A 24,325-nucleotide genomic window follows, 5' to 3' on the forward strand; every position below is an offset into this window, starting at 1 on the left:
TCAAGCTTTGATATTAGGTTCTTCCAAACCAAGTCCTTTCTTCTTATCGACAATCTTAAGGATAAATCCCAGTACCAAAGCGGCAACGCCAAGGCAGGCCAGCATCACAAGCGGTGCGGTGTAATCATACGAAACGGCAGCCTCTTCCGGAGTAATCACACCGTTTTTCAAATCAGCTACAAGTTGCGTATTTGTTTTATCGAGCACCTTTCCGATAAGAAGCGGAAAAAGCCAAAGACCGATATTCTGCACCCAGAAGATAAGCGCATAAGCGCTACCTATAATCTTGGCATCAACCAGTTTCGGAACGCTGGGCCATAAAGAAGCGGGAACCAATGAGAAACTTGCGCCAAGCACCAATATGGTAAGGTAAGCTATCATAACACCGCCTACCGCATTGTCTTTGAACTCAGGAAGTACAAACGCAAAGGTAAGATGACAAAGCACGAGCAGCATTGAACCGATCATCAACATCGAGGCCGCCTTGCCCTTATGGTCGACGTAGTTGCCCAATATCGGAGTGATACCCACGGCAAGCAAAGGGAATACGGCAAATACCGTTTCCGCGCTCTGGCGCATATAACCCATATAGCAGAAAACAGCCAGCAATACTCCGGCAAGGGTAAGCAGACCGTACTTCATACTTGCTTTCTTCATAAAATTACTTGCAAAAGAAGCGCCTGCAACGACAAGCATAATGCAATACTGAAGAATCGTCACCGTATTGGTAGCCCAGAAAGAGTCGGAAGGTACTTCCTTAAATACCAAATTACATTGCAACATATTTACGGCATACTTCTGGAACGGGAATATGGCAGAATAATAAAGCACGCAAAGAAGAGCCACCAACCAGAATCCGCTGCTTGACAAAATAGTACCGAGATCGCTAATCTTGAACGGATCGTCTTTCTCCTCAGCCTCACCCGTTTGCGCATCGAGTTTCTTATCCATAAAGAAGTAAACAATAAACATGATAAGCGCAATAAGCAACAATACAACGCCAAATGCCACCGAACGGGAAACATCGATAACGCCCCCTAACTTGGCGAATACCGGAGAGAATATCATGCAAGTGGCGACTCCCAAACGGGCAAGCGCCATTTCGGAACCCATGGCAAGCGCCATTTCACGGCCTTTGAACCACTTGACGATACCGCGGGATACCGTAATTCCCGCCATCTCGACACCGCAACCGAAAATCATGAAACCTATTGCCGCAAACTTAGCCGATGCCGGCATACCTCTATAAAACGGAGAGATACCCAGTTCATCGAAACCGGGAATATAGTTCAGATTGTCGGTAAACCAAGTTTGAAGCCCGCTTCCCTGAAAAGCATCCGTCACCGCATACCAGTTGATGGTAGCTCCGACAAGCATCACAGCTCCGGAAAGGATTGCTGTGAAGCGTACCCCCATTTTATCGAGGATAATGCCCGCGAAGATGAGGAAAAACACGAATACATTAAGGAATGTCTCAGAACCCTGCATCGTACCGAATGCAGTCGAATCCCAGCCGCGTGTGGACTGCATCAGGTCTTTAATAGGTGAAAGTATGTCCATAAAGATATATGAACAGAACATGGCGAACGCCAAAAGCAGTAGCACCAACCAGCGCATACCTGCCGAATCGCGGAGCGTCTGGTGAATTTTGTCAGTAGTTGTCATTACAATAGTATAATAAATTGATTAATTAAATTCGGTTTATATATCATGACGGATAGTATAATAAAACATACGCTTTTAATAAGTATCCCGCTGCAAAAGTAACTAAATATAAAAGACTATAAATAAAAACAGGCAGAATTGCACAATATTAATTGTACAATTCCACCTGTCAAGAAATTCGGTTATTTCTCGAATATTAGTTTGCAGCCGGTTCTGCAGCGTCCGTGGCAGCAGGAGCTGTTGCCGCCGGGGCTGTCTCGGCCGGTTGTTCAGCTTGCGGAGCAGCCGTACCTACGGGCATATTGTACGGGTTTGTTTTTTCTTCTTGTTGCGCCTGTTCCAGAATTACATCACCGCCCTTGTGAGAAACGGAAGGAATGACGTAAGCCGAAGCAACACTCATCACCACCAAAAATACAGCGAGGCTCCATGTTGCCTTTTCCAGAAAGTCAGTAGTCTTGCGTACACCCATGATTTGATTGGATGATGAGAAACCCGAAGCCAGACCGCCGCCTTTGGAATTCTGAATCAACACAATGAAGCACATCAGCACGGATGCAATCACCATTAAGATAACTAATAATAAGTACATTTTGTTATTTTGATTTAGCGTTAATAATCAATTTCTCTAAAAATCTTATTTGGTCTGCAAAGTAAGCATTTTTTTTTGGATAATTCAAACTTAATTTTTTAATAATTTCAAGCGCTTTATCATATCTGCGCTGTTTAATATAGATTTTGGCCAGAGTTTCCGTAAAACAGCTATCGTCCAGGCTGTCCTGCGGGGGCTGTTCACCGTTAGCTCCGTCTTCTTCGGAAAGCGACTGACCGTTCTCTGAGAAGGCGGCCGGGGCGCTTTCGGTTTTCCCGGAAGATATTTCCTCTTCTCCGGAGGATATTTCTTTTTCTTCCGGGGATACCGGGACTTCCTCAAGATATACCGGTCTTGCGGATACGGACAGTTCCGTAGACTCGCTCTTGCGGATAAATCCGTCTATCAGTTCGTGCCCGCGCAGCTTGGGAACTTCCTTTCCGTCGGCTGGTCCGGAATCCGTCGAACCGTCATCCTGCAACAGATACGTAGTGTAATCCATTGCATAATCCAGCTCGGTAGCTTGCGAATGTTCTTCAGGAACAGTTGCAAGGAAAGCGTCTATCAAAGAAAGCGTACGGTCTACGCTGGGTTCTTCTTCCAGAACTTTGGAAGACAGCAAAGGAGATTTCCGGGATTTCAGGGTGTAACGGTCGCCCTCTATCAGATAGAACAATACGCGTCTGTCCGCCACATACAGTACAGCCTTACGCAGTTCCGCACCGAATGTGATGTCATGCAGCAAATAAAGATTCTTGAGGTATAACAGCCGGAGCGACTGGAAATAGGGATAACGGGCCACCAATGTACGAAGCTCGTACAAAGTGTCCCTATCCAACATTTCAGGATGCTGTATCCATTGTTGCAAATAGGCAGAAGTCATTCCTCGGTTACCAGTTAGCTACGGTTGAGTTAAATATTTGTTCTGTGATATCCTTTATCATTTTACTTATCAGGTCGTCCTGCACATCAGTCAGCAACAAGGACGAATCATAAGTCTGGAAGGCGGAGAACTGTTGCTCAAAGTCTTCCTCATGGTTGGTGTTGTTTACATAACGTACGTTAACGGTCATGGTCAGCTTCACTTTAGAAGAAAAACCGTCCGCAGCCACAGCCTCGTTGTACTGGTTATAGCCGGTTATCTCACCGTCTATTTCCAAATCGCCGTTGGCATTCACCAGTTGCAGACGTGTCTGCTGGATAAACATGTCCTTGAGTTTCTGGTTGAACTCCGTAGTCATGGGAGCGTACACGTATTCGGCACGATTGGGAAATTCGGCAATCGTAATAGTCTTTACTTTGCTGTAATCGATAGAGCTTATCGGGGCAAGTCCCATAGAGATGCGGCAGGAAGCTACCACGCACACCACACCCGCTAACGCCGATACCAGCGCTATTTTCTTAATCCAATCCATATTCTTTTATCTTTCTGTATAGCGTGCGCTCCGATATATTCAAATCCTTGGCCGCACTTTTGCGTTTTCCGTGATGCCTTTCGAGAGCTTTGCGTATCATCTCCTTCTCCACTTCATCCAGCGAAAGAGATTCTTCAACGTATTCTTCCGTATCTTGGATATCATCATCCATAGCGGGAGCCGGTTTTACGGAAGGATGTATTATGGTAGGCACAGCAGCGGGCACAGAAGCCACTACCGCAGGAGCAGGCGTATAGTAAGCGGCAGGCGTTACGGCCGGACTTCCCACAGCAGCCCGTTCGGTCATAATCTCGTGTACCAGTTTCTTCAGTTCGGTCACATCCTGACGCATGTCGAAAAGCACCTGATACAGTATCTCGCGCTCGCTCTCAAAGCTCTTGCTCTCATTCTTCACGCCAAACAGGGCGGGCAGACGCTGCGCATTGTTCTGTTCGGGCAGATAGTTCTTCAAAATAGAAGCGTTGATTTCGCGATTGGTTTCGATGATGGAAATCTGTTCCGTTATATTCTTCAGCTGGCGTACGTTACCGGGCCATGAATATGCCAGCAGCAATTGCTTGGCGTCCTCGGTCAGCTGAATCGCAGGCATACGGTACTTCTCGGCAAAGTCCGATGCGAACTTGCGGAACAACAGCACCACATCCTCTCCGCGTTCGCGCAAAGCCGGAACCTGAATAGGCACCGTGTTAAGACGGTAATACAAGTCTTCGCGGAAGCGCCCGTCGGCAATCGCCTGCGTAAGATTCACATTGGTGGCGGCTACGATACGTACATTCGTCTTTTCCACCTTAGACGAACCTACCTTGATAAACTCGCCCGTCTCGAGCACACGAAGCAAACGGGCTTGCGTAGGCATGGGAAGTTCACCTACTTCATCAAGGAAAATCGTTCCACCGTCCGCCTCACCGAAGTACCCTTTCCGTTCGCCGATAGCGCCTGTAAAGGCGCCTTTCTCATGACCGAAAAGCTCCGAATCTATCGTCCCTTCGGGAATGGCGCCACAGTTTACGGCAATGTATTGCCCGTGCTTTCTCCGGCTGTACTGGTGGATTATCTGCGGGAAGCTTTCCTTACCTACACCACTCTCTCCGGTAATCAGCACCGACAAATCGGTAGGAGCCACCTGAATGGCAATATCGATGGCACGCATCAGTGCCTCGTTATTGCCGATGATGCCAAAACGTAATTTTACTTGTTGTATTTCCGCTTTCGTCATACTACAAATCTTCTTCTACACTATCGAGTTTCAGTTTGTCACTGTCGTCACGTCTTTCGTAATATTGTTTCCGCAAAGGATTGGCGTGCGCTTCTTTCTCACGCATACGGTTACGGAACACGTCGATTGCCACATAGACAGCCTGACGGAAAGAATCTTCGGAAGCGAGCCCTTTTCCCGCAATGTCGTAGGCTGTGCCATGCGCCGGTGAAGTACGCACTACCGGAAGTCCCGCGGTATAGTTCACGCCCTCGTCCATGGCCAATGCCTTGAACGGAGCCAGTCCCTGGTCGTGGTACATTGCCAGTACGCCGTCAAAATGGGTAAAGTTACCGGAACCCATAAAGCCGTCAGCCGGATAAGGTCCGTAGCACAACATGCCTTTGTCCGCCAGTTCCTGTATGGCAGGACTGATGATTTCCTGCTCTTCCGTACCCAGCAGCCCCTCATCGCCTGCATGCGGATTCAGAGAAAGTACGGCAATACGCGGCGCTCCGATGCCGAAGTCCTGCTTCAGAGAACGGTTGAAGATTACCAGTTTCTCTTGTATCAATTCTTTAGTAATGGTCGATGCGATCTCTCTTACGGGGATATGTCCTGTCACCAATGCCACCCGGAAGTCATCCTTCATCAGAATCATCAAAGCCTTTCTGCCGTCGCCCAACTTCTCCTCGATATACTCCGTATGCCCGGGGAAAGAGAACTCTTCCGACTGGATGGTATGCTTGTTGATAGGAGCCGTGACAATGACGTCAATCAGCCCTGCCTTATACTCCTCAATCGCTTTTTCCAAAGCGCCGAGAGCGGCTTTACCCGCCTCTGAATCAGGCTTGGAGAATTCGACCTTTACTTCATCGTCCGTACAGTTCACCACACTCAAACGGTCGGGCGCAGCTTCGGATGCCGAGTTTACAATACTGAAATTGGTCGGCAAATCCAACGATTTGCGATGATAGGCAGCCACTTTGGGCGAACCGTAAATAATCGGAGTACACAGCTCCAGCATCGTAGGATCTGAGAAAGTTTTTAAAATCACCTCATATCCCACTCCGTTTATATCTCCCTGAGTTATGCCGACTCTTATTTTGTTATCTTCCATTCTTATTTTTCTATTTTAGTGGAATTTTCTTTTGTTACCGCCAAAGGCATTTCGTTTCCTTCCTGTTTGCTTCCCGGCAATCTAAGCGTATACAGTGACGCTTCCATCTGACGCACCAGATTGCGTTTCATCTTATCGGGTGAGTATACAAATATCTCGGATACGATAATACGCCGGTTAGCCTTGTCCAAACGAACATGAGACACGTACGGACCGCCCATAAAGTCGCCCTTCACACGCCACAAGCCGCGGGCTTCCAAAGCATATTCGCCCTGTACATTGATAGGACGCACATCTGTCATCAACGAATCGGTTTCCATGTACATGCCTTCGCTCGCACCGGGAATATTGACTTTCATCACAGAGTCGCGCTTATGCACAAAGTACTCTTTCGTAAATGTATCCTTGTCCGTATAAGGATAAGAGTAGATAACGAAATTCTGATCGCCCGTCGCCGCATTCGTACCTGCCCAGAAGAAGTTTTCCCCCTGTTTGGTTGCAGTCAGTTCACCGGGAACCCATACGTCACAATCGAACATACTCTTTACTTTCGTCGAAACATAATCATTGTGCTTGGTTTCCAGCACTGAAATCTGACGGTTCATTTCGGCACGAGTAAAGAAATCGATGATAACCTGTCTGTTTTCTTCGACAAACTTCTCGAAAGAGGCTTCGTCCGGCGCCTGAATAGTCAGAATGGATTGCGGAGCGGCATAAACGTCCTTCGCGTACTTAAACTTGGGCTGTGTATACTGGTCTTTGTTTATCTCGACAATAATAATATTGCGGATCAACTTCAATGTAGCGTCATAGTTTGCAGGAGAAGTATACATAATACGGAATGAACGTTCCGACTGGGGCAACCCCGGCACATCGGAATCAAGCACGTTATAGAGGGCGCGACCTGCAGGACGTTCCCACAGTCCCTGGTCAACCACTACCAAAATTTCATACGCCCGACCGCTTGACGTCGGAGTAAACACACCCTTCTTGCCATTACCGCACGCTGAAAACAGTGCGAGTATCAGGGACATACTCAAATAAAACAGGTGTTTCTTCATATATCTATATGTTTTAGTTTTTACAAAGCTACGAAAAAGCCATATAAGCTTGACGGCAAAGTTAATAATTTATATTAATTCTTCTTTATTCTCTTCCTGTTTAGCCGTTGAAAGCATACCGCATGCAGCGAATATATCCTCACCGCGGGAAGCGCGAATCGTAGTAAACAATCCATGCGACGTCAGATAATCGCGAAGCGTTGTCATCGTCTCCATATCGGCGCCTTCCAGGTCAACTCCCGGAATCGCATGAAAACGAATCAGATTGACGCGGCAGTCCAAACCTCGCAACAGCTTCAGCAACTCCTTGGCATACAACAGCGAATCGTTCACTCCCTTAAAAACAATATACTCGAAAGATAGTCTGCGCTGTTTACTAAAATCATAGTTTCTTAACAGTTCTACAATCTCGGCAATGGAGAAAGCCTTTTCGGCAGGCATCAGTTCGCGTCGCTGCAAAGGTACGGGCGAGTGCAGGCTGATTGCCAAATGACAGTCCGACTCTTCAATGAAGCGTTGCAAACCCTTACGAAGCCCGACGGAAGAGAGCGTAATCCGCTTCGGGCTCCAACCGTAGCCATAGGACGATGTCATCACTTCCAACGCCTTCAACACCTCATCGAGATTATCCAATGGTTCTCCCATACCCATCATCACCACATTGGTCAACTTGTCCCGTTCGGGCAGAGAATTAATCTGGTTGATAATCTGGTTGGCGGTCAGATTGGCGGTGAACCCCTGCTTGCCGGTCATGCAAAACTTGCAGTTCATCTTACACCCTACTTGGGAAGATACGCACAGCGTAGCCCTGTCCTCATCCGGAATGTAAACAGCTTCCACATAATGCCCCTCTCCGGCACGATAAAGATACTTCACCGTACCGTCTGCCGAGCGCATGGCATCCACCGGCGCCTCACCCCCTACTTCATATATCTCTTTCAACAGCTCCCGGTGCTTCAACGACAGGTTTGTCATTTCATCTATGGAAGCTGCTTTTTTGTCATATAGCCACGAAGCGATCTGTTTGGCTGCAAATCCGGGCATCCCCAGATTCTTTACGACCGCCTGAAGTTCGGTTAAGGTAAGACCTAAAAGAGGTTGTTTCATTCTAATTGCATATTTACGATAACAAGATAGTTTATTCACCGATAAATTATCTTTTGCAAAGGTATGAATAAAGTTGCACAAATGAAAAAGCCGTTCGACATTTATCGAACGGCTTCTCCAAGTATTCTAAAGTTTATTCTACTTTCTTAGAAGTACAGATAGCGGTTATCCTTTACATCCGCATTCAGATACAGGTCATTGATGAACTGGCTTGCCATACGTGCGTGCATATTCTCCAATGTAGCTTCTTCCGTTTCCTGATTATAAGTTTCGTTCAGTTTGTCCTTGGCATAAGGCTGAAGAACGAATACGCCGCCATTGCCTTTGATAGGAGTGCTCAACTTGTTCAGCTCAGCGATAGAAGCATAAGCACCTACCAGCGGTTCGCTGCTACGCAATGCCGGAACATAAGCCGGAGCCGCGAAAGTCACGTGCTTAACAGAGTCGCTAACTGCATTTGCCATGTTCTTATACTGGTCGAAAGAAGTTGCGCCGGCAGCCTTCATATCAGCCATAATTTTCTCGGCTTTCTTGTCACGGAGGATTTCGCTTCTCAACTGATCCTGTACCATAGATAACGGACGATAGCCTTCCGGAACGATGCGTGTAACGGCTACTACCATCATGTGATCGCTTTCGCCACATTCGTACAGACCTGAAACTTCACCTGCTTTTGCGGCAAACGCCCATTTCAGAGCTTCTTTTGTTCCTTTCACACCACCGATATTGTGCTCAGAGCTATACAAGTCGGCTCTATCCAACAGTCTGTAACCGGCATCTTCCGCATTAGCGGTCAGCTTATCCAGCGTATTGTTGGTAGCGATAAATTGGCTGAAGTCATTGTATGCCTTGCTATAAGTTTCCTTGCTGAATTCAACCGGACGCTTGATAACGGCTACTTTATATTTATCTTTCACAGCTTTCTTGTTCATCACTTGCAGGATAACGTTCGCCTGCCCCAAAGCGAGGTTAGTCAACTCGTTCTGACCTAAAGTAGTGATAGCCGCGATATACTTCAAATTGTCACCATCCACTTGAGCGCCTTCGTAGTTGGCAGAAGAAATCCATGTCGCTTCGCCGGTCTGGCCGTACTTTTTAGCGATTTCGGCAAAGTCCGCGCCACCCTTGATGGCAGTATAGATACTGTCAGCCAAAGTTTTGGTCTTGGCAGCGTCTTCCGCAACAACCTGAATCTGGCGGTATTGGATAGAGTCGGCCATAGCGGCAGTAGCCAATTTCTTGAAAGAGTTGATTGTATTATCCGACGCATTGTAGTAAGGACCGTATACACCGCCTACCTTTACAGAATCCAAACGGGCAACAACGTCGGCAGGCAACGCCTTGTCTGTGTAGAACAAGTCAACATACTGCTGGGTAGAACCGGTTGAACGGACGAAGTTTGCATAATCGGAAGGATTTTCGGCCAACTGTGCAGTATATTCTTCCACCTCTTTCTGAATATCGGCTTTGTCTTCCGGGCTTGCGGTAACCTGTACATCGATATACTTGATGTTGCGGGTTTCCACATATTGTCTGAATTGCTCTTTCTTCTTGTCATAAGCATCTTTCAGGTCGGATTCCTTAATAACGATTGTAGAGTCTACGATAGAGGAATAAGGAACGGCGGCCAGCAACAGGTCAGACTGGTCTACGCGCGCATTGAAAGCATCTTCCGCTTCAACAGGGTTAGAGAACAAAGACTTCGTAATCAGAGCCTGGTATTTCTCCTGCAGACGCGCCTGTACGAGTGATTTCTCTACAAAAGCCCAGAAATTGTACATGGAATTGTAGTACTCTGCGTATTGAGCCGGCATCTGAGCCTTGTTCATCTTAGAATAGTCCACCAGGAACTTCTTCAACATATCTTTGTCAAAAGCTCCGGTCTGCGGATTGCGGAACGGTGTCTGCTGCAACATCGGATGTACACCGGCGTCGATGATAGCCTGAAGTTCCGCTTTTGAAACGGTCAAACCCAACTTTTCAGCTTCGTTCTCAATCAATTTATTGTTTACGTATGCTCTCCATACTTCGTCCTTAATCTGGTTGGTTTGTTCATCGCTCAACGCGTTCAAGCCGCTGGAGAATTTCACTACTTCCGTATATTCCTCTACCAATGCCTGAAAATCCTGAGCGGAAATTGTTTCCCCGTTCACTTCACCTACATCTTGTGACTGGTGCGGCTGAAGTACTTTCCACGCGTCTCCCGCGATGAAGGCAAACAGCGCCAAACCAATAACAATCACCAATAAGGGCCCTTTAGACCGAATGTTTTGTAATGTTGCCATTTTAGTTAATATGAATTATTTGTTTATTATTATTTTCTTTTCAATGTTCATTTTAGCGCACGAAGATACAAAAAATGCTAATACGCATCTATTTATTCTTTAAAAATTTACGCTGAAACGGAATTATTCCGTGACTTTCAACCGTACCAACTCTATTTTAGTGGCTGTCACCTTAATTATCTTGAACTGATATTCGTCGACGGTTATCACCTCATGCAGCTTCGGGAAGCTTTGATAACGGCTCAGAATCAATCCGCCTATCGTAAGATATTCATCCGACTCCGGAAGCTCAAGATTGAACGTTTCGTTTACTTTCTCTATCTCAAGACGAGCTGACAGCACATATTCACGCTCGCCGATCTGTTTACAGATGTAGGAAGTATTATCATGCTCGTCCTCAATATCTCCGAATATTTCTTCTACCAGATCTTCCAGTGAAACGATACCGGATGTACCGCCAAACTCATCCACTACAACGGCAATCGTCTTTTTCTGCTGCATAAAAAGTTTCATCAGTTTATGCGCCGCCATCGTTTCGGGCACAATGGGCACTTCCTTGACATTATTTCTCCAATCCGCCGGGTTTCTGAACATCTCGGACGAGTGGATATAGCCGATTACATTATCTATATTCCCGTCGTACACAATAATTTTGGAAATGCCCGACTCCACAAACATACTCTTCAAATCCTCGAGCGAGGCCGTCACATCCACCGCCACCACTTCCGTACGGGGCACGATGCAATCGCGTATCTTGATATTGGAGAAATCAAGCGCATTCTGAAAGATTTTCACTTCCGCATCCAGCTCTTCCTCATTAGCGGCATTCTCTATGCCCGACTGCACGAAATAGTCCAAATCGACCTTACCGAACGCCTTGTCGGACGCTTCCTTGTTTATCTTCATGCCGAACAGGCGCAGAAAGAGATAAGACAGTCCGGAAGCTAGTTTCGATATGGGAAACAGAATAACGTAGCAGACAAACAAAGGAGTAGCAAACACCCTCAGCATCAGGTTCGGATTAATCTTGAACAGCGTCTTTGGAAGGAACTCTCCCGTTACAAGGATAATGAGCGTGGATATGATGGTCTGCACCAGCACCATTACAAAATGATTATCAATCATGCCCGCCAGCAGATTCACCTCGATAATCTGTGCCATAAGGATACCGTAGATAATCAGCGCAATGTTATTTCCCACCAGCATGGTAGAAATAAAATTATTCGGGTTACGGAAGAAACAGGAAAGGATGCTTGACGTAACACCCGGTTTCCGTTCCATCTCAAAACGAAGCTTGTCTACAGAAACAAAAGCAATCTCCATACCCGAAAAGAAAGCGGAGAAAGCCATGGTTATCAACAAGTAAATAATAGTATCCATCATATCATTTGATGCTGTCCGTCCTCAACGTATCGGAAGGCGTGGTACTCTCCTCGTCCACATAGAAGATACCTTCCGTCTTGAAGAAACGATATTTTGTTAATTGCTCATTCGACTCAAAGCCGATGGCATAGATTATCTGGTCGGGTTGTTCTATACGTACCCGCCGGTCGGAATACACACGCTTTTTGTTCTGATCCCAATACAGCAACTCCGTATCGAATTTCTCTCCTTTCAGGTTCTGTATATGCACATTCCCCATCAGCTTCCACAACTCTTTCTTATTATAATAATAAGCCGTATCGGCCTTGATACTGGCCTCGGTATGAAACACCGAATCGAACTTTTCCAGGTAAATGCCTTTTTCGAACGCCCAATAAGGCGGGTTCTTACGGTCGTAAATCAGCCACTCCGCCGTATTGACACGATAGCGGGTAATGCCCGAATCGGAAATCAGCGTTGTAACACCTTTAGTATCCATAACCGGCAATGAATCGCGTTCGGTAATGGCGGCTCCCATTTCTTTTTTACGTCCGGAACAGGAAGAAAATAAAAGAAACATAACCATTACCCCGAGGGCAATGGTTATGCTCATATTCTTATGTCCGACCACGTGGGGTTGTAGCGACATATGCTTATCTGATGGTTGTAGACTCACCGATCCAACCGCCGATCGTGATACGGTCACCGGCTTTGTAACCCAACATAAAGAGGTCTTTAGCCTGCGGAGTATGACGCGCATACGTTGAAATCAGTTCATTAACTTTGTCTGTAACGCTCGGGTCTACAGCTTTAGCGCGTTGCAGCTTATCGATAACAACAAAATAAGTACATCTGTTCAAAGCGGGTTCATCGCTCCAGTTAGGATTTGAACCGTACATTTGAGCCAGCAGGATGTAAGGCTCGCCGTAGCTTTCATTGAAGCTGATGGCTTTCTGAGCATAGCTTCTTGCCTGAGACAGCTTCTTGGCCTGCCACAAAGCGGCAGCGGTAGCATAGGCCATTTCGGCTTTCTTCGCGTTATCGGTTTCCATACCCAGCGCCTCGTCGAAGTACTTCACAGCAGTGTCGTAGTCACCTTTCTTGTAGTACATATATGCTACGCCTACGGCAGCATCCGCACTCGGGTTAACACGATACAGATAGTCGGAAGCCTTGAAATACGCCTCGCTCTCATTACACTTCATCATCTTCAGGATGGTGATGGTCTTCTTCAGGAAAGCGGAGTCGGACTTGTTTTCCTCAACTTTAGGACCGTAGATATTCTGCAAGGACTCACAATCGGCTACACCGCTGTTCACGAACATAGCTACCAAATTGTCCTTGATTGTCTGCAACACGGCTTTTTTCTTAGCGTTATCCTCTGCCGCAATAGCATCGTCGGCGTACTGTGAAGCGTTGATATAATCCTGGAAGAATTGGTCTGTGTGATTAGTGTCGGCTTTTACTTTCTGCATGGACACATCTACAAAATAGTGCAATACGGCACCGTCAGATTCACCCTTAGCGGTTTCAGCGGATTCCTTCAACCATGCATAAGCCTGGTTCAAATCCGGAGCCGGTGAATATTGCAGATAATCCACGGCTTTTGTACCTAACGCAGACGCAACACTCGGTACACCCTTCATCTTCGTAGCAAATTCAGGAATATACTTCATTTTCTGGTCATGTACAGCCATCAGTTCGTCAAACAGCTTCTTATACTCTGCAGAATTACGATCCTTAATCTGGCTCATCAAGCCGACGAGAATCTTTTGCGCATCGGTATAAGTGTAATATCTCAGTGTCGGACAGTCTTTCAGAACTTCCATACAAGGGGCGTAAGCGTCCTTGAAATTTTTCGCTCTTACCGCCTCATGCGAGATACTACTATTGGCATTACAATCACTTTGTGCGAAAGTGCTGGTTACTCCACCCGAAAGGAGCAAAACAGCGACAAGCGTTTTAATTTTCATTGTATTTAAATTTTAGTTGTTATATTGTCTATTTTCACCATTCAACATTAATCGACTTTCCGTTTGAAGAACCAGCGTTCGTTAAAAGTCACCCCGATGCAGACGCGCAATGTGTTTTCATTGAGAAACGCCGCTGTCTTGCCTTCGGTTCTTACATACTGCGCCGAGAGGCTCAATACGGAACGCGTACGCGGAATAGGAAGTCCGAAACCGGCAGTCACTCCATATTCATTGGCGGCACGCATGCCATTGATTTTGTAATACGGCTGGGAATAATAAGCTCCCAAACGGTATTTCACATGCGCCAAATAACTTCTTCCCAAAGGATTCGGCAGAAATTCGGCGCCTAAAGCTATCTTCGTACGATTGCAGAAAGCGTTCTTCGCATTCATGTAAGTAACCGAACTCCACTTCTGGAAAGTAAAATCGGCGCCTACCGTCAAACGTTTGTCATATACATAGCTGAGACCTATACCGAAACTCATCGGGCTGCCGAACGTAGCGACCGTGTCCCGGGTATTTATCGTAGCGCCCGTATTGCTGTCGCCCAGCTGGTCTTGCACGTACGAATCGTTACCCAAATCATGTCCCGGCGAGAATACCACTCCTAAAGTAGCTTCATGTTTTTTGCCGAACGCCTGCGTGTACTGCGCGCCGAAGTCCAGCTTATAGCTTTGTATGGACGTACCCGTCACCGTAGTCAGCGGCAAGGTAGACGAGTTGTTCGGGAATGTCATGGCTCTCGTATGCGTTATATCCCCCCAAAGATACGAAATGTTCGCGCCAACGGAAAGATTTTTAAATATTTTAAATCCGGCCCCCAAATATAACTGGTGCAGTCCGCCGTCTCCGTAATATTGCAACGCGCTGGACTGTGAAGGATAATTCGCGTCTTCCCGATATTCTCCCATGCTATATCCCACATTGGAATAAGGCAGCAGTCCCAAACTCATGGCCGCCCATTTACCCAGGCGAAATTGCATTGTAATATAGTCGAAACTGGAGTTTTTGGCATTTTGCTTCACCGTACCGTTACTGAAGTTCGTGTTCTGCAAAGAGATACCGCCGTCAAAAATAAAAGTAAGCGAATCTATCGCCGTATAGGATGCCGGATTAGCGAAATTCACCTGGTATTTATCCCGTAATCCGTATGCAATACCACCCATGGCTTTGCTATTACCTGAACCTTGGTCTGCCAATTGTCCGTATCCGTATCGTGTATAGGGAGAATTCGTATTATTTTGAGCGATTGCCGCTCCGGACAACATCATGAGCAAGAACACCAAGAGTGTTTGTCTATATCCTATCATTATTATAGTTTAAAATTCTATTTAATCCTTTCAACACTAAAAATCTGTCTGCAAAGATGATACTTTTTAAGTTTGTATCAAAAGAAAAATCATCGCCGCCCGTTAAAAAAACCAAAAGTTCAGGATATTTATGCTTCATGGCCATTATGTAGCCCGAAATTTCATATTCCATGCCTTTCAGCACTCCTTCGCGCATTGCCGTATCGGTATCCTTACCCAGCGGCAGCCGCCTCCCTTCGCGTGACACCAGCGGAAGCCGCCCTGTCAGCTCGTGAAGTGCTTTAAAGCGCATTTGCACACCCGGCGAGATATTCCCGCCATGATAGCGGCCGGCGGCATCTACAAACTCATAAGTGATGCAAGTTCCGGCATCTATCACCAGAATATCCTTTCCGGGAAATTGTTCACAGGCGCCCACCACAGCCGCCATACGGTCGTACCCCAATGTCTCGGGAGTTTCATACAGGTTCTCTACCGGAAGCGATGTTGTTTCATTCAGCCACAACAGCGGAACGGGCAAACACGCCAATTGCGCCGATACTTGCTCATTCAGATCGATAACGGTAGCCGCAATGGCTTTCTCAACGGCATATTTCGCGCAGATATCCGGCAGATTTTCAAGCGTTTGATTGGAATCGTAGAACACCTCGACGATGTCCTTGTCTTTAAACACCGCTATCTTTGCAACGGTATTGCCTATATCGATTATAAGATTCATTCTGCATATATTTAAAGCGGGGCAAAGATAGCACTTTTTTCGATTGTTTTACATGCGCGTTACACTAAGTTTACAGGTTTTCCCTTATATATAACCACGCATAAATCTTAGGCTCGCCCGTATGCGCGCATTATCTTTTCTTTTTATTTCCGAAAAATCGCCGATGTTATCACGATTGACAGAGGAGGGTATACCCCCCTCCGCATATACGGCGATTTTTATAGTACTTGAAAAAAGTTTTTCACCACAGTGGAAATCCGTTATGACGTACATCAAAAAACGGTTTGGGTATAGTGCGAAAAGAAACGGGATGCAGATGTAAAAAAGACGAAAGGAGTGTCCGCAATAATTGCCGTTTTAAGATTTAAAGCGTATCTTTGTAACGAATTACAAGATATGACCCCGATTCAAATCAGTGATAATAAAAAAAAGACAAATGAAATTCTCCTTACCGGCTTTCCGCATACTTATTTTTCTTTTCCTCTGCCTGCCTTTCATCGCCGTGCAAGCGCAAGAACACAAAAGAGACACTCCGGATTCCATACGCATCAGCCTGCTGACATGCGCCTCGGGCGAAGAAATATACTCCCTTTTCGGACATACCGCCATACGATACGAAAACCATACGCGTGGCATTGACGCCGTATTCAATTACGGCATCTTCAACTTCAACGCGCCGAACTTCATTCTCCGTTTCGCTTTGGGTGAAACGGATTATCAGTTGGGTGTCAACAGTTACGAACGTTTTGCCGCCGAATATCACTATCTGGAACGCGATGTCTGGCAACAAGAGCTGAACCTCACCCCGCAGGAAAAAGAGAGGCTGATAGCCTTGCTCGAAGAAAACTATCGCCCCGAAAACCGGGTATACCGTTACAATTTCTTTTATGACAACTGTGCCACCCGCCCACGCGACTTAATAGAAAAATCCATTGACGGGAGCCTGCAATATGCTGACAATATGACCGATACGAACACCGGTACATCCTTTCGCGACTTGTTGCACAAATACAGCGAGGGACATCCCTGGTCGCGTTTCGGCATGGACCTATGCATGGGCAGCCGGGCTGACAAAATCATCAACCGCCGACTGATGATGTTTGTCCCTTTCTATGTACAAGACTACTTCAATCAAGCCCGTATTGTAAACAAAGACGGACAAGCACGTCCTTTGGTACTGAATGAAGAGAAAATAATAATGACCGGAAGCGAAGAAGCGGAACAGCCTTCCGACGGCTTCACCCCGATGCAGGCCGCTTTACTCCTGTTTATACTGACCGCGGCCGCCACCATCTACGGAATACGCCGGAAGAAAACGCTTTGGGGAATTGATTTGGCACTGTTTTTTGCCGCCGGAACGGCGGGATGTATATTGGCGTTCCTCGCCCTGTTCTCCCAACACCCTGCCGTCAGCCCCAATTATCTGTTGTTTGTATTCCACCCGCTACATCTTTTCTGCCTGCCATGCATGCTGAACAGAGTGCGAAAAAGGAAAAGAAGCCGCTATATGCTGGCAAACTTTATAGTTTTAACACTTTTTATATTGCTTTGGCTCGTAATACCGCAAAGATTTCCGTTAGCAGTGTTACCTTTGGCACTTTGTTTGCTGATACGTTCTGCAAGCAACCTAATTCTCACATACGATAAGAAATAATGAAGAAAGGACTGATAACTTCCATACTCGCGCTGACATTCGGCAGCCTGCAAGCCCAGCCGTTGCCACCATCTCCGAAGCTCGTGGTGACGCTGACAATAGACCAACTGCGCACGGACTACATGGAAGCATTCTCGTCATTGTATGGAGAAAGGGGCTTTAAACGGCTGTTAAGGGAAGGGAAAGTGTTCCGCCAGGCGGAATATTCTTTCAACGTCACCGACCGCGCCTCGGCCATCGCCGCTTTTTATACGGGTACCACACCGTCTATGAACGGCATCATAGCCGAACGTTGGTTCGACCCGAAAACCTTGCGTCCCAGGAATTGCGTAGACGATTCAGCCTTCATGGGTAACTATACCGACCAGAACACCGCCCCTACACAACTGCTGACTTCCACTTTTGCCGACGAACTTAAAATAGCCACCAAAAACGCCGCATTGGTATATTCCATCGCCCCCTTCCGTGATGCCGCCGTCCTTTCGGCAGGACATAGCGGCAACGGCGCGTTCTGGCTGAACCATAAAACCGGCAAATGGTGCGGTACAACCTATTACGGCGAATATCCCTGGTGGCTGAGCCAATACAATGACGGACAATCACCCGACTTCCGCATCAAGGAAATGGAGTGGAACCCTCTCCACCCCGTCACAAGCTATACATTCCTGCCCGAATGGCGTACCATCCCTTTCAAATACAAGTTCGAAACAGAAAAGGACAATAAATACCGCCGGTTGATAACCAGCCCGCTCATCAACGATGAAGTGAACCGTGTGGCGGAAGATTTACTGGATAAAAGTAATATCGGCAAGGACGAAATAACGGATTTGCTTGCAATCACCTATTATGCAGGCAACTACAATCACCGCAGCACGCAAGAGTGCGCCATGGAAATGCAAGACACCTACGCCCGCTTAGACCAAAGCATCGCTCATCTGCTGGATATGCTGGAACGCAAGGTGGGTCTGCAAAACGTGCTGTTGTGCATCGCCTCTACGGGATATACCGACCCGGACGGAGCAGACATAGGCATCTACCGTATTCCCGGCGGAGAATTCTATCTGAACCGTTGCGCCACTTTGCTGAACATGTACCTGATGGCGACTTACGGTGAAGGACAATACGTAGAAGGCTATTATAATCAACAGATATATCTCAATCATAAATTAATAGAAGAGAAGCTGTTGAACCTTGCCGACATGCAGCAAAAGTCGGCAGAATTTCTGGTACAGTTCAGCGGAGTAAACAAGGTATATTCCGCCTACCACTTGCTGTTGGGCTCCTGGTCGCCGCAGATAGAGCGCATACGCAACGGCTTTCACCGCCACCGCTCCGGCGATTTGATTATCGAAGTTCTGCCGGGCTGGACTGTCATGCAGGAAAACAGCAATGACAACCGCGTGGTGCGTGCCGCCGCCATACCCGCCCCCCTCATACTTCTCGGTAAAGGAATAAAGCCGGAAATAATCCGCATGCCGGTCGCCGTAGACCGCGTTGCTCCCACCCTGTCGAGCGCGATGCGCATTCGCGCTCCCAATGCGTGCACAGCCACACTGCTCAATTATTGATAAAGGCCGGTACAGAGAGCTGCAGAGTTTTATATTCCCGTAAAACTCCGTATCCTCCGCGGCAACCCCTTAAAATAATCAGTGTAACTTTACGTTATCTGTTGCAAAATCAGTAACTTTGCACGCCATATAAACTTAGTAAATAATAATAAAAACAAATACATAATGGGATTTAATGAATTTTTAAGCTCGATTTTCGGCAACAAAGCCACCCGCGACATGAAAGAGATAAAGCCGTGGGTAGACAAGGTAAAAGCCGCATATCCGGAAGTAGCCGCATTGGACAACGATGCCCTGCGCGCCAAAACCGAAGAATTGAAGGCATACATCCGCAACTCGGCAACAGAACAACGCGCCAAAGTGGAAGAACTGAAAGCAAGCGTTGAGAGCATCGAACTGGAAGAACGCGAAGAAGTCTTCGCTCAAATAGACAAGATAGAAAAAGAAATACTGGATATCTACGAAAAAGCATTGGACGAGGTATTGCCCGTCGCTTTCTCCATCGTAAAGGAAACAGCCAAGCGCTTCTCCGAAAACGAAGAAATCGTAGTAACCGCTACGGAATTCGACCGCCATCTGGCCGCTACCAAAGATTTTGTACGCATCGAAGGCGATAAGGCCGTTTATCAGAACCACTGGGTAGCCGGCGGTAACGACACGTTATGGAACATGGTGCACTACGATGTACAGTTGTTTGGCGGCGTGGTACTGCACAAAGGCAAGATTGCGGAAATGGCAACCGGTGAAGGTAAGACTCTGGTGGCTACCCTACCCGTATTCCTCAACGCACTGACCGGAAACGGCGTGCATGTGGTAACCGTAAACGACTATCTGGCAAAACGTGACTCCGAATGGATGGGCCCGCTTTATATGTTCCACGGTTTGAGCGTGGATTGTATCGACAGACACCAGCCCAACTCCGACGCACGCCGTCAGGCTTATCTTGCCGACATTACTTTCGGTACGAACAACGAATTCGGTTTCGACTACCTGCGCGACAATATGGCTATCAGCCCGAAAGACCTCGTACAGCGTCAGCACAATTACGCCATCGTGGATGAGGTCGACTCGGTATTGATTGACGACGCCCGTACTCCGCTGATTATCTCAGGCCCGGTTCCCAAAGGCGACGACCAGCTTTTCGAGCAACTCCGTCCGCAAGTGGAACGTCTGGTGGAAGCACAGAAGAAACTGGCCACGCAATACCTTGCCGATGCCAAACGCCTGATAGCTTCAAACGACAAGAAAGAACAGGAAGAGGGTTTCCTTGCATTATACCGCAGCCATAAATGTTTGCCGAAGAACAAGGCGTTGATTAAGTTCCTCAGCGAGCAGGGTATCAAAGCCGGTATGCTCAAGACCGAGGAAATCTACATGGAGCAGAACAACAAGCGTATGCACGAGGTTACCGACCCGCTGTATTTCGTAATCGATGAAAAGCTGAACAGTGTAGACCTGACCGACAAGGGTGTAGACTTGATTAGCGGCAACTCCGAAGACCCCACGTTCTTCGTGCTTCCCGACATCACCGCCCAACTCTCCGAGCTGGAAAATGAAAAGAGCCTGACGGACGAGGAACGCCTTGCCAAGAAAGACGCCCTTATGACTAACTTCGCCATCAAGAGCGAGCGTGTACATACCATCAACCAGTTGCTGAAGGCTTACACCATGTTCGAGAAAGACGACGAGTATGTGGTAATCGACGGTCAGGTGAAGATTGTGGACGAGCAGACCGGACGTATCATGGAAGGCCGCCGTTACTCCGACGGTTTGCACCAGGCCATCGAAGCCAAAGAAGGCGTGAAGGTGGAAGCCGCCACACAGACTTTCGCGACGATTACCTTGCAGAACTACTTCCGTATGTATCACAAGCTGTCCGGTATGACCGGTACTGCCGAAACGGAAGCAGGCGAGCTTTGGGACATCTACAAACTGGATGTAGTCGTTATCCCGACCAACCGCCCCATTGCCCGTAACGATATGAATGACCGCGTTTACAAAACCAAACGCGAAAAATATAAAGCCGTTATCGAAGAAATCGAGAAGATGGTAGAAGCCGGACGTCCTGTCCTGGTAGGTACCACTTCCGTTGAAATCTCCGAAATGCTAAGCAAGATGTTGACCATGCGCAAAATCGAGCACAACGTATTGAATGCGAAACTGCATCAGAAAGAAGCCGACATCGTGGCCAAAGCCGGTTTAAGCTGCGCCGTAACCATCGCCACCAACATGGCGGGTCGTGGTACGGACATCAAGCTGAGCCCGGAAGTAAAAGCCGCGGGCGGTCTTGCCATTATCGGTACGGAGCGTCACGAGTCACGTCGTGTAGACCGCCAGCTGCGTGGTCGTGCCGGACGTCAGGGCGACCCTGGTTCATCCGTATTCTTCGTGTCTTTGGAAGACGACCTGATGCGTCTGTTCTCTTCCGACCGTATTGCCGGCGTAATGGACAAACTCGGTTTCAAAGAAGGCGAAATGATTGAGCACAGCATGATTTCCAAGTCTATCGAACGTGCGCAGAAGAAGGTGGAAGAAAACAACTTCGGTATCCGTAAGCGTTTGCTGGAGTACGATGATGTCATGAACAAACAACGTACTGTGGTCTACACCAAACGCCGCCACGCTTTGATGGGTGAGCGCATCGGTATGGATATTGTGAACATGATTTGGGACCGTTGCGTCAACGCCATCGAAGCTCCTACTTATGAGGACTGCAAAATGGACTTGCTCCAGACGCTTGCCATGGAAACTCCTTTCACGGAAGAAGCATTCCGTAACGAGAAGAAAGAGAAACTGGCCGACAAGACATTCGACGCCGCTATGGAACTCTTCAAACGCAAAACCGAACGTATGGCGCAAATCGCTTATCCGGTTATCAAGCAGGTGTACGAAAACCAGGGACACATGTACGAAAACATCCTGATTCCCATTACGGACGGCAAGCGTATGTATAACATCTCCTGCAACCTGAAAGCCGCCTACGACAGCGAATGCAAGGAAGTAGTGAAATCATTCGAGAAGTCCATCCTGCTGCACGTTATCGACGAGGCATGGAAAGAGAACCTGCGCGAACTGGACGAATTGAAACACTCCGTACAGAATGCCAGCTACGAACAGAAAGACCCGTTGTTGATTTACAAGCTGGAGTCCGTAAACCTGTTCGACACCATGGTAGACAAAATAAACAACCAGACTGTTTCTATCCTGATGCGCGGACAAATTCCGGTACAGGAACCGCAGGAAGTGCGTCAGGCCGCTCCCGAGCAACGTCAGGATTTAAGCAAGTACCGCGAACAAAAGCAGGACTTGAACGATCCGAACCAGCAAGCCGCCGCCCAACAGGATACGCGCGAACAGCAGAAGCGCGAGCCTATCCGCGCAGAGAAGACGGTAGGACGTAACGATCCTTGTCCTTGCGGAAGCGGCAAGAAGTACAAGAATTGTCACGGAAAGAATGCGTAAAAAAAGCGATTAGGGGTTAGGGATTAGTGATTAGGGGAGCGCTTTAGTGCGGGTACTGACTGATAATCACTAATCGTCAATCACTGACCGTCAATCACCAACCGGTATAATAAAGGCCTCGAACGGTTAAAAACTGTTCGGGGCTTTTATTTATTCAAGTAAAAGATTACTTTTGTTTTTTAGAACTAAGAATAAAAGGCTATGACTAAATACTCTTATTACCTGTTACTGTCTTGTTTGATGCTTTTGGCGGGTTGCCAAACCGTCGAACCGCTTGCCATAGATTATATGTTACCGGCGGATGTAAGTTTCCCGCCGAGTTTGAAACGGGTAGCCATTGTCAATAACATGCCTGAAGTCCCGGACAACAAACCGATTCTTGCCAAAGAAAAAAAGAAAGACGGTTTTGAGATAGCCCGTAAGATAGATTATTACAACGGTAACGGCGCCATTACCGCCGAGGCCCTTGCAGAAGCTCTTGCCCATGAGAATTATTTCAATGAGGTGGTTATCTGTGATTCGGCCTTGCGCGCCCATGATGTCACTCCACGTGAGGGAGCTTTATCGGAAACAGAAGTGAACCGGCTGGCACATGAGCTGGACGTGGATTTCCTCATTGCACTGGAGAATGTACAGATACGTGCCGTCCGGAGAATAAGCTACCTGAAAAGCTGGGGTATTTACCAGGGAACGGTGGATGCCAAAGTGTATCCCACCGTCAGGGTTTATCTGCCCGACCGCAGTACGCCTATGGTGACCATCAGCGCCAAGGACAGCATCTTTTGGGAAGAAACGGGAAACGGACCTTTCGTACAGAGCCACCTTATCAATGAGGAAGATTTGATAAAACAAGCCTCTGAGTTTGCCGGAAGCATCCCTATAAAGAAGTTACTGCCATATTGGAAAACCGCCAACCGTTATCTGTTCTGCGGCGGTTCCGTAAACATGCGTGACGCCGCCGTATATGCCGGAGATAAGAAATGGGGTACGGCCATCGAGCTGTGGAAGCAGACCTACGCCACCAAGAAAGGGAAGAAAAAGATGCAGGCAGCCTACAACCTCGCTGTCGGCTATGAGATGCAGGACAGCATTGCCACCGCTCTCGATTGGGCGTTGAAAGCGCAAGCCGAAGCTCGTATCGTAGACGGCGTGGACAAAAAAGATTTGACTCATCTTGGCAAAGCGGATCTCCCCTATTATATCCTTACAACGCTTTACGTAACCGAATTAGAAGAGCGAAAAGCAGGCTTATCACGCCTGAACATGCAAATGCAGCGATTTAATGATGATTTTTAGTCAAATACTGTAGATATAATTGTTTTTTTTATACCTTTGAACATCCATTAAGTAAAGAAAAGCAATTATGAAACTCAGTCAACCGTCATTATCTCTCCTCGAAGAAACCATCAAACAGGCAATCGGCAAATACACTTGCGGTTGCGAGCAAACCGTCGTTACGGATATTCACCTGCAAGCCAACCAAAGCTCGGGCGAATTCTTCATATTCGATGATGACGACAAGGAACTCGCCAATGCCACCATCGAAGAATGGATGACATACGAAGGTGATGATTTTTACGAGAACATGGAGCGTATCCTGAGTAACCTGCTCTGTAACATGAAGAATCAGAGCGATTTTGATAAGCTGACCATCATGAAGCCTTTCTCTTTCGTACTGGTAGATGATGATAAGGAAACCATAGCCGAACTTTTACTGCTGGACGACGATACCCTGCTGGTAAACGAAGAGTTGCTGAAAGGATTGGATGAGGAGTTGGATGCTTTCTTGAAAGACTTGCTGGAGAAATAAGTACTCA

19 protein-coding genes are annotated in these 24,325 nt (G+C 47.3%); 5 read left to right on the top strand and 14 right to left on the bottom strand.

Annotated features, from left to right (window positions below; genetic code table 11):
- From BUB52_RS02860 to BUB52_RS02925, 14 genes are all read right to left on the bottom strand, one after another.
- Positions 1-1,665 carry an MFS transporter gene (locus BUB52_RS02860; RefSeq protein ID WP_009122471.1) on the bottom strand — a complete coding sequence of 555 codons (1,665 nt, stop codon included), beginning with the start codon at positions 1,663-1,665 and terminating at the stop codon, positions 1-3.
- A gap of 196 nt (positions 1,666-1,861) precedes the next feature.
- Positions 1,862-2,257: a preprotein translocase subunit SecG gene (secG, locus tag BUB52_RS02865; RefSeq protein ID WP_009122472.1), complete on the bottom strand. Its 396-nt coding sequence runs from the start codon at positions 2,255-2,257 to the stop codon at positions 1,862-1,864.
- 4 nt (positions 2,258-2,261) lie between these two features.
- Positions 2,262-3,140, bottom strand: coding sequence for a hypothetical protein (locus tag BUB52_RS02870; RefSeq protein ID WP_009122473.1), 879 nt, complete (start codon positions 3,138-3,140; stop codon positions 2,262-2,264).
- A gap of 7 nt (positions 3,141-3,147) precedes the next feature.
- Positions 3,148-3,672: an LptE family protein gene (locus BUB52_RS02875; RefSeq protein WP_009122474.1), complete on the bottom strand. Its 525-nt coding sequence runs from the start codon at positions 3,670-3,672 to the stop codon at positions 3,148-3,150.
- On the bottom strand, positions 3,659-4,909 hold the full coding sequence (locus tag BUB52_RS02880) for a sigma-54 interaction domain-containing protein (protein ID WP_009122475.1): 1,251 nt from the start codon (positions 4,907-4,909) through the stop codon (positions 3,659-3,661). Before BUB52_RS02880 ends, BUB52_RS02875 begins: the two co-directional genes overlap by 14 nt.
- A gap of 1 nt (position 4,910) precedes the next feature.
- Positions 4,911-6,008 (bottom strand): 4-hydroxythreonine-4-phosphate dehydrogenase PdxA, encoded by a 1,098-nt coding sequence (gene pdxA, locus BUB52_RS02885; RefSeq protein WP_009122476.1) that lies wholly within the window; start codon positions 6,006-6,008, stop codon positions 4,911-4,913.
- A 2-nt stretch (positions 6,009-6,010) separates the two neighbouring features.
- Positions 6,011-7,069 (bottom strand): DUF4837 family protein, encoded by a 1,059-nt coding sequence (locus BUB52_RS02890; RefSeq protein WP_009122477.1) that lies wholly within the window; start codon positions 7,067-7,069, stop codon positions 6,011-6,013.
- 69 nt (positions 7,070-7,138) lie between these two features.
- On the bottom strand, positions 7,139-8,176 hold the full coding sequence (rlmN, locus tag BUB52_RS02895; RefSeq protein ID WP_009122478.1) for a dual-specificity RNA methyltransferase RlmN: 1,038 nt from the start codon (positions 8,174-8,176) through the stop codon (positions 7,139-7,141).
- A gap of 146 nt (positions 8,177-8,322) precedes the next feature.
- Positions 8,323-10,461, bottom strand: a complete 2,139-nt coding sequence (locus tag BUB52_RS02900) for a SurA N-terminal domain-containing protein (RefSeq protein WP_009122479.1) — start codon at positions 10,459-10,461, stop codon at positions 8,323-8,325.
- 123 nt (positions 10,462-10,584) lie between these two features.
- Complete coding sequence (locus BUB52_RS02905; RefSeq protein ID WP_039951002.1) at positions 10,585-11,841, bottom strand: hemolysin family protein; 1,257 nt, start codon at positions 11,839-11,841, stop codon at positions 10,585-10,587.
- Between the two features lie 4 nt (positions 11,842-11,845).
- Positions 11,846-12,472, bottom strand: coding sequence for an LPS export ABC transporter periplasmic protein LptC (lptC, locus tag BUB52_RS02910; protein WP_009122482.1), 627 nt, complete (start codon positions 12,470-12,472; stop codon positions 11,846-11,848).
- Positions 12,473-12,476: 4 nt separating this feature from the next.
- On the bottom strand, positions 12,477-13,796 hold the full coding sequence (locus BUB52_RS02915; protein ID WP_009122483.1) for a tetratricopeptide repeat protein: 1,320 nt from the start codon (positions 13,794-13,796) through the stop codon (positions 12,477-12,479).
- A gap of 47 nt (positions 13,797-13,843) precedes the next feature.
- The gene (locus tag BUB52_RS02920; RefSeq protein ID WP_009122484.1) at positions 13,844-15,106 is read right to left on the bottom strand and encodes a BamG family beta-barrel-assembly machinery protein; all 1,263 of its coding nucleotides are present in this window, start codon (positions 15,104-15,106) and stop codon (positions 13,844-13,846) included.
- Entirely contained in the window at positions 15,093-15,824 is a 732-nt protein-coding gene (locus BUB52_RS02925; protein WP_009122485.1) for a type III pantothenate kinase, read from the bottom strand. Before BUB52_RS02925 ends, BUB52_RS02920 begins: the two co-directional genes overlap by 14 nt.
- A gap of 436 nt (positions 15,825-16,260) precedes the next feature.
- On the opposite strand from BUB52_RS02925, the gene lnb reads away from it, so the two are divergent.
- The 5 genes from lnb to BUB52_RS02950 all read left to right on the top strand — a co-directional run bounded on the left by lnb (position 16,261) and on the right by BUB52_RS02950 (position 24,318).
- Positions 16,261-17,478 carry a lipoprotein N-acyltransferase Lnb gene (gene lnb / locus BUB52_RS02930; protein ID WP_009122487.1) on the top strand — a complete coding sequence of 406 codons (1,218 nt, stop codon included), beginning with the start codon at positions 16,261-16,263 and terminating at the stop codon, positions 17,476-17,478.
- Positions 17,478-19,046 (top strand): alkaline phosphatase family protein, encoded by a 1,569-nt coding sequence (locus tag BUB52_RS02935; protein WP_009122488.1) that lies wholly within the window; start codon positions 17,478-17,480, stop codon positions 19,044-19,046. Before lnb ends, BUB52_RS02935 begins: the two co-directional genes overlap by 1 nt.
- Positions 19,047-19,211: 165 nt before the next feature.
- Positions 19,212-22,508, top strand: coding sequence for a preprotein translocase subunit SecA (secA, locus tag BUB52_RS02940; protein WP_009122489.1), 3,297 nt, complete (start codon positions 19,212-19,214; stop codon positions 22,506-22,508).
- Positions 22,509-22,709: 201 nt separating this feature from the next.
- A complete protein-coding gene (locus BUB52_RS02945) occupies positions 22,710-23,804 on the top strand; it encodes a DUF6340 family protein (protein ID WP_039950929.1) in 1,095 nt (364 codons plus the stop codon).
- 67 nt (positions 23,805-23,871) lie between these two features.
- Complete coding sequence (locus BUB52_RS02950) at positions 23,872-24,318, top strand: hypothetical protein (protein ID WP_009122491.1); 447 nt, start codon at positions 23,872-23,874, stop codon at positions 24,316-24,318.
- Positions 24,319-24,325: the final 7 nt, after the last annotated feature.

Origin of the sequence: Bacteroides clarus YIT 12056 (assembly GCF_900129655.1) — a bacterium.
GTDB lineage: Bacteria > Bacteroidota > Bacteroidia > Bacteroidales > Bacteroidaceae > Bacteroides > Bacteroides clarus.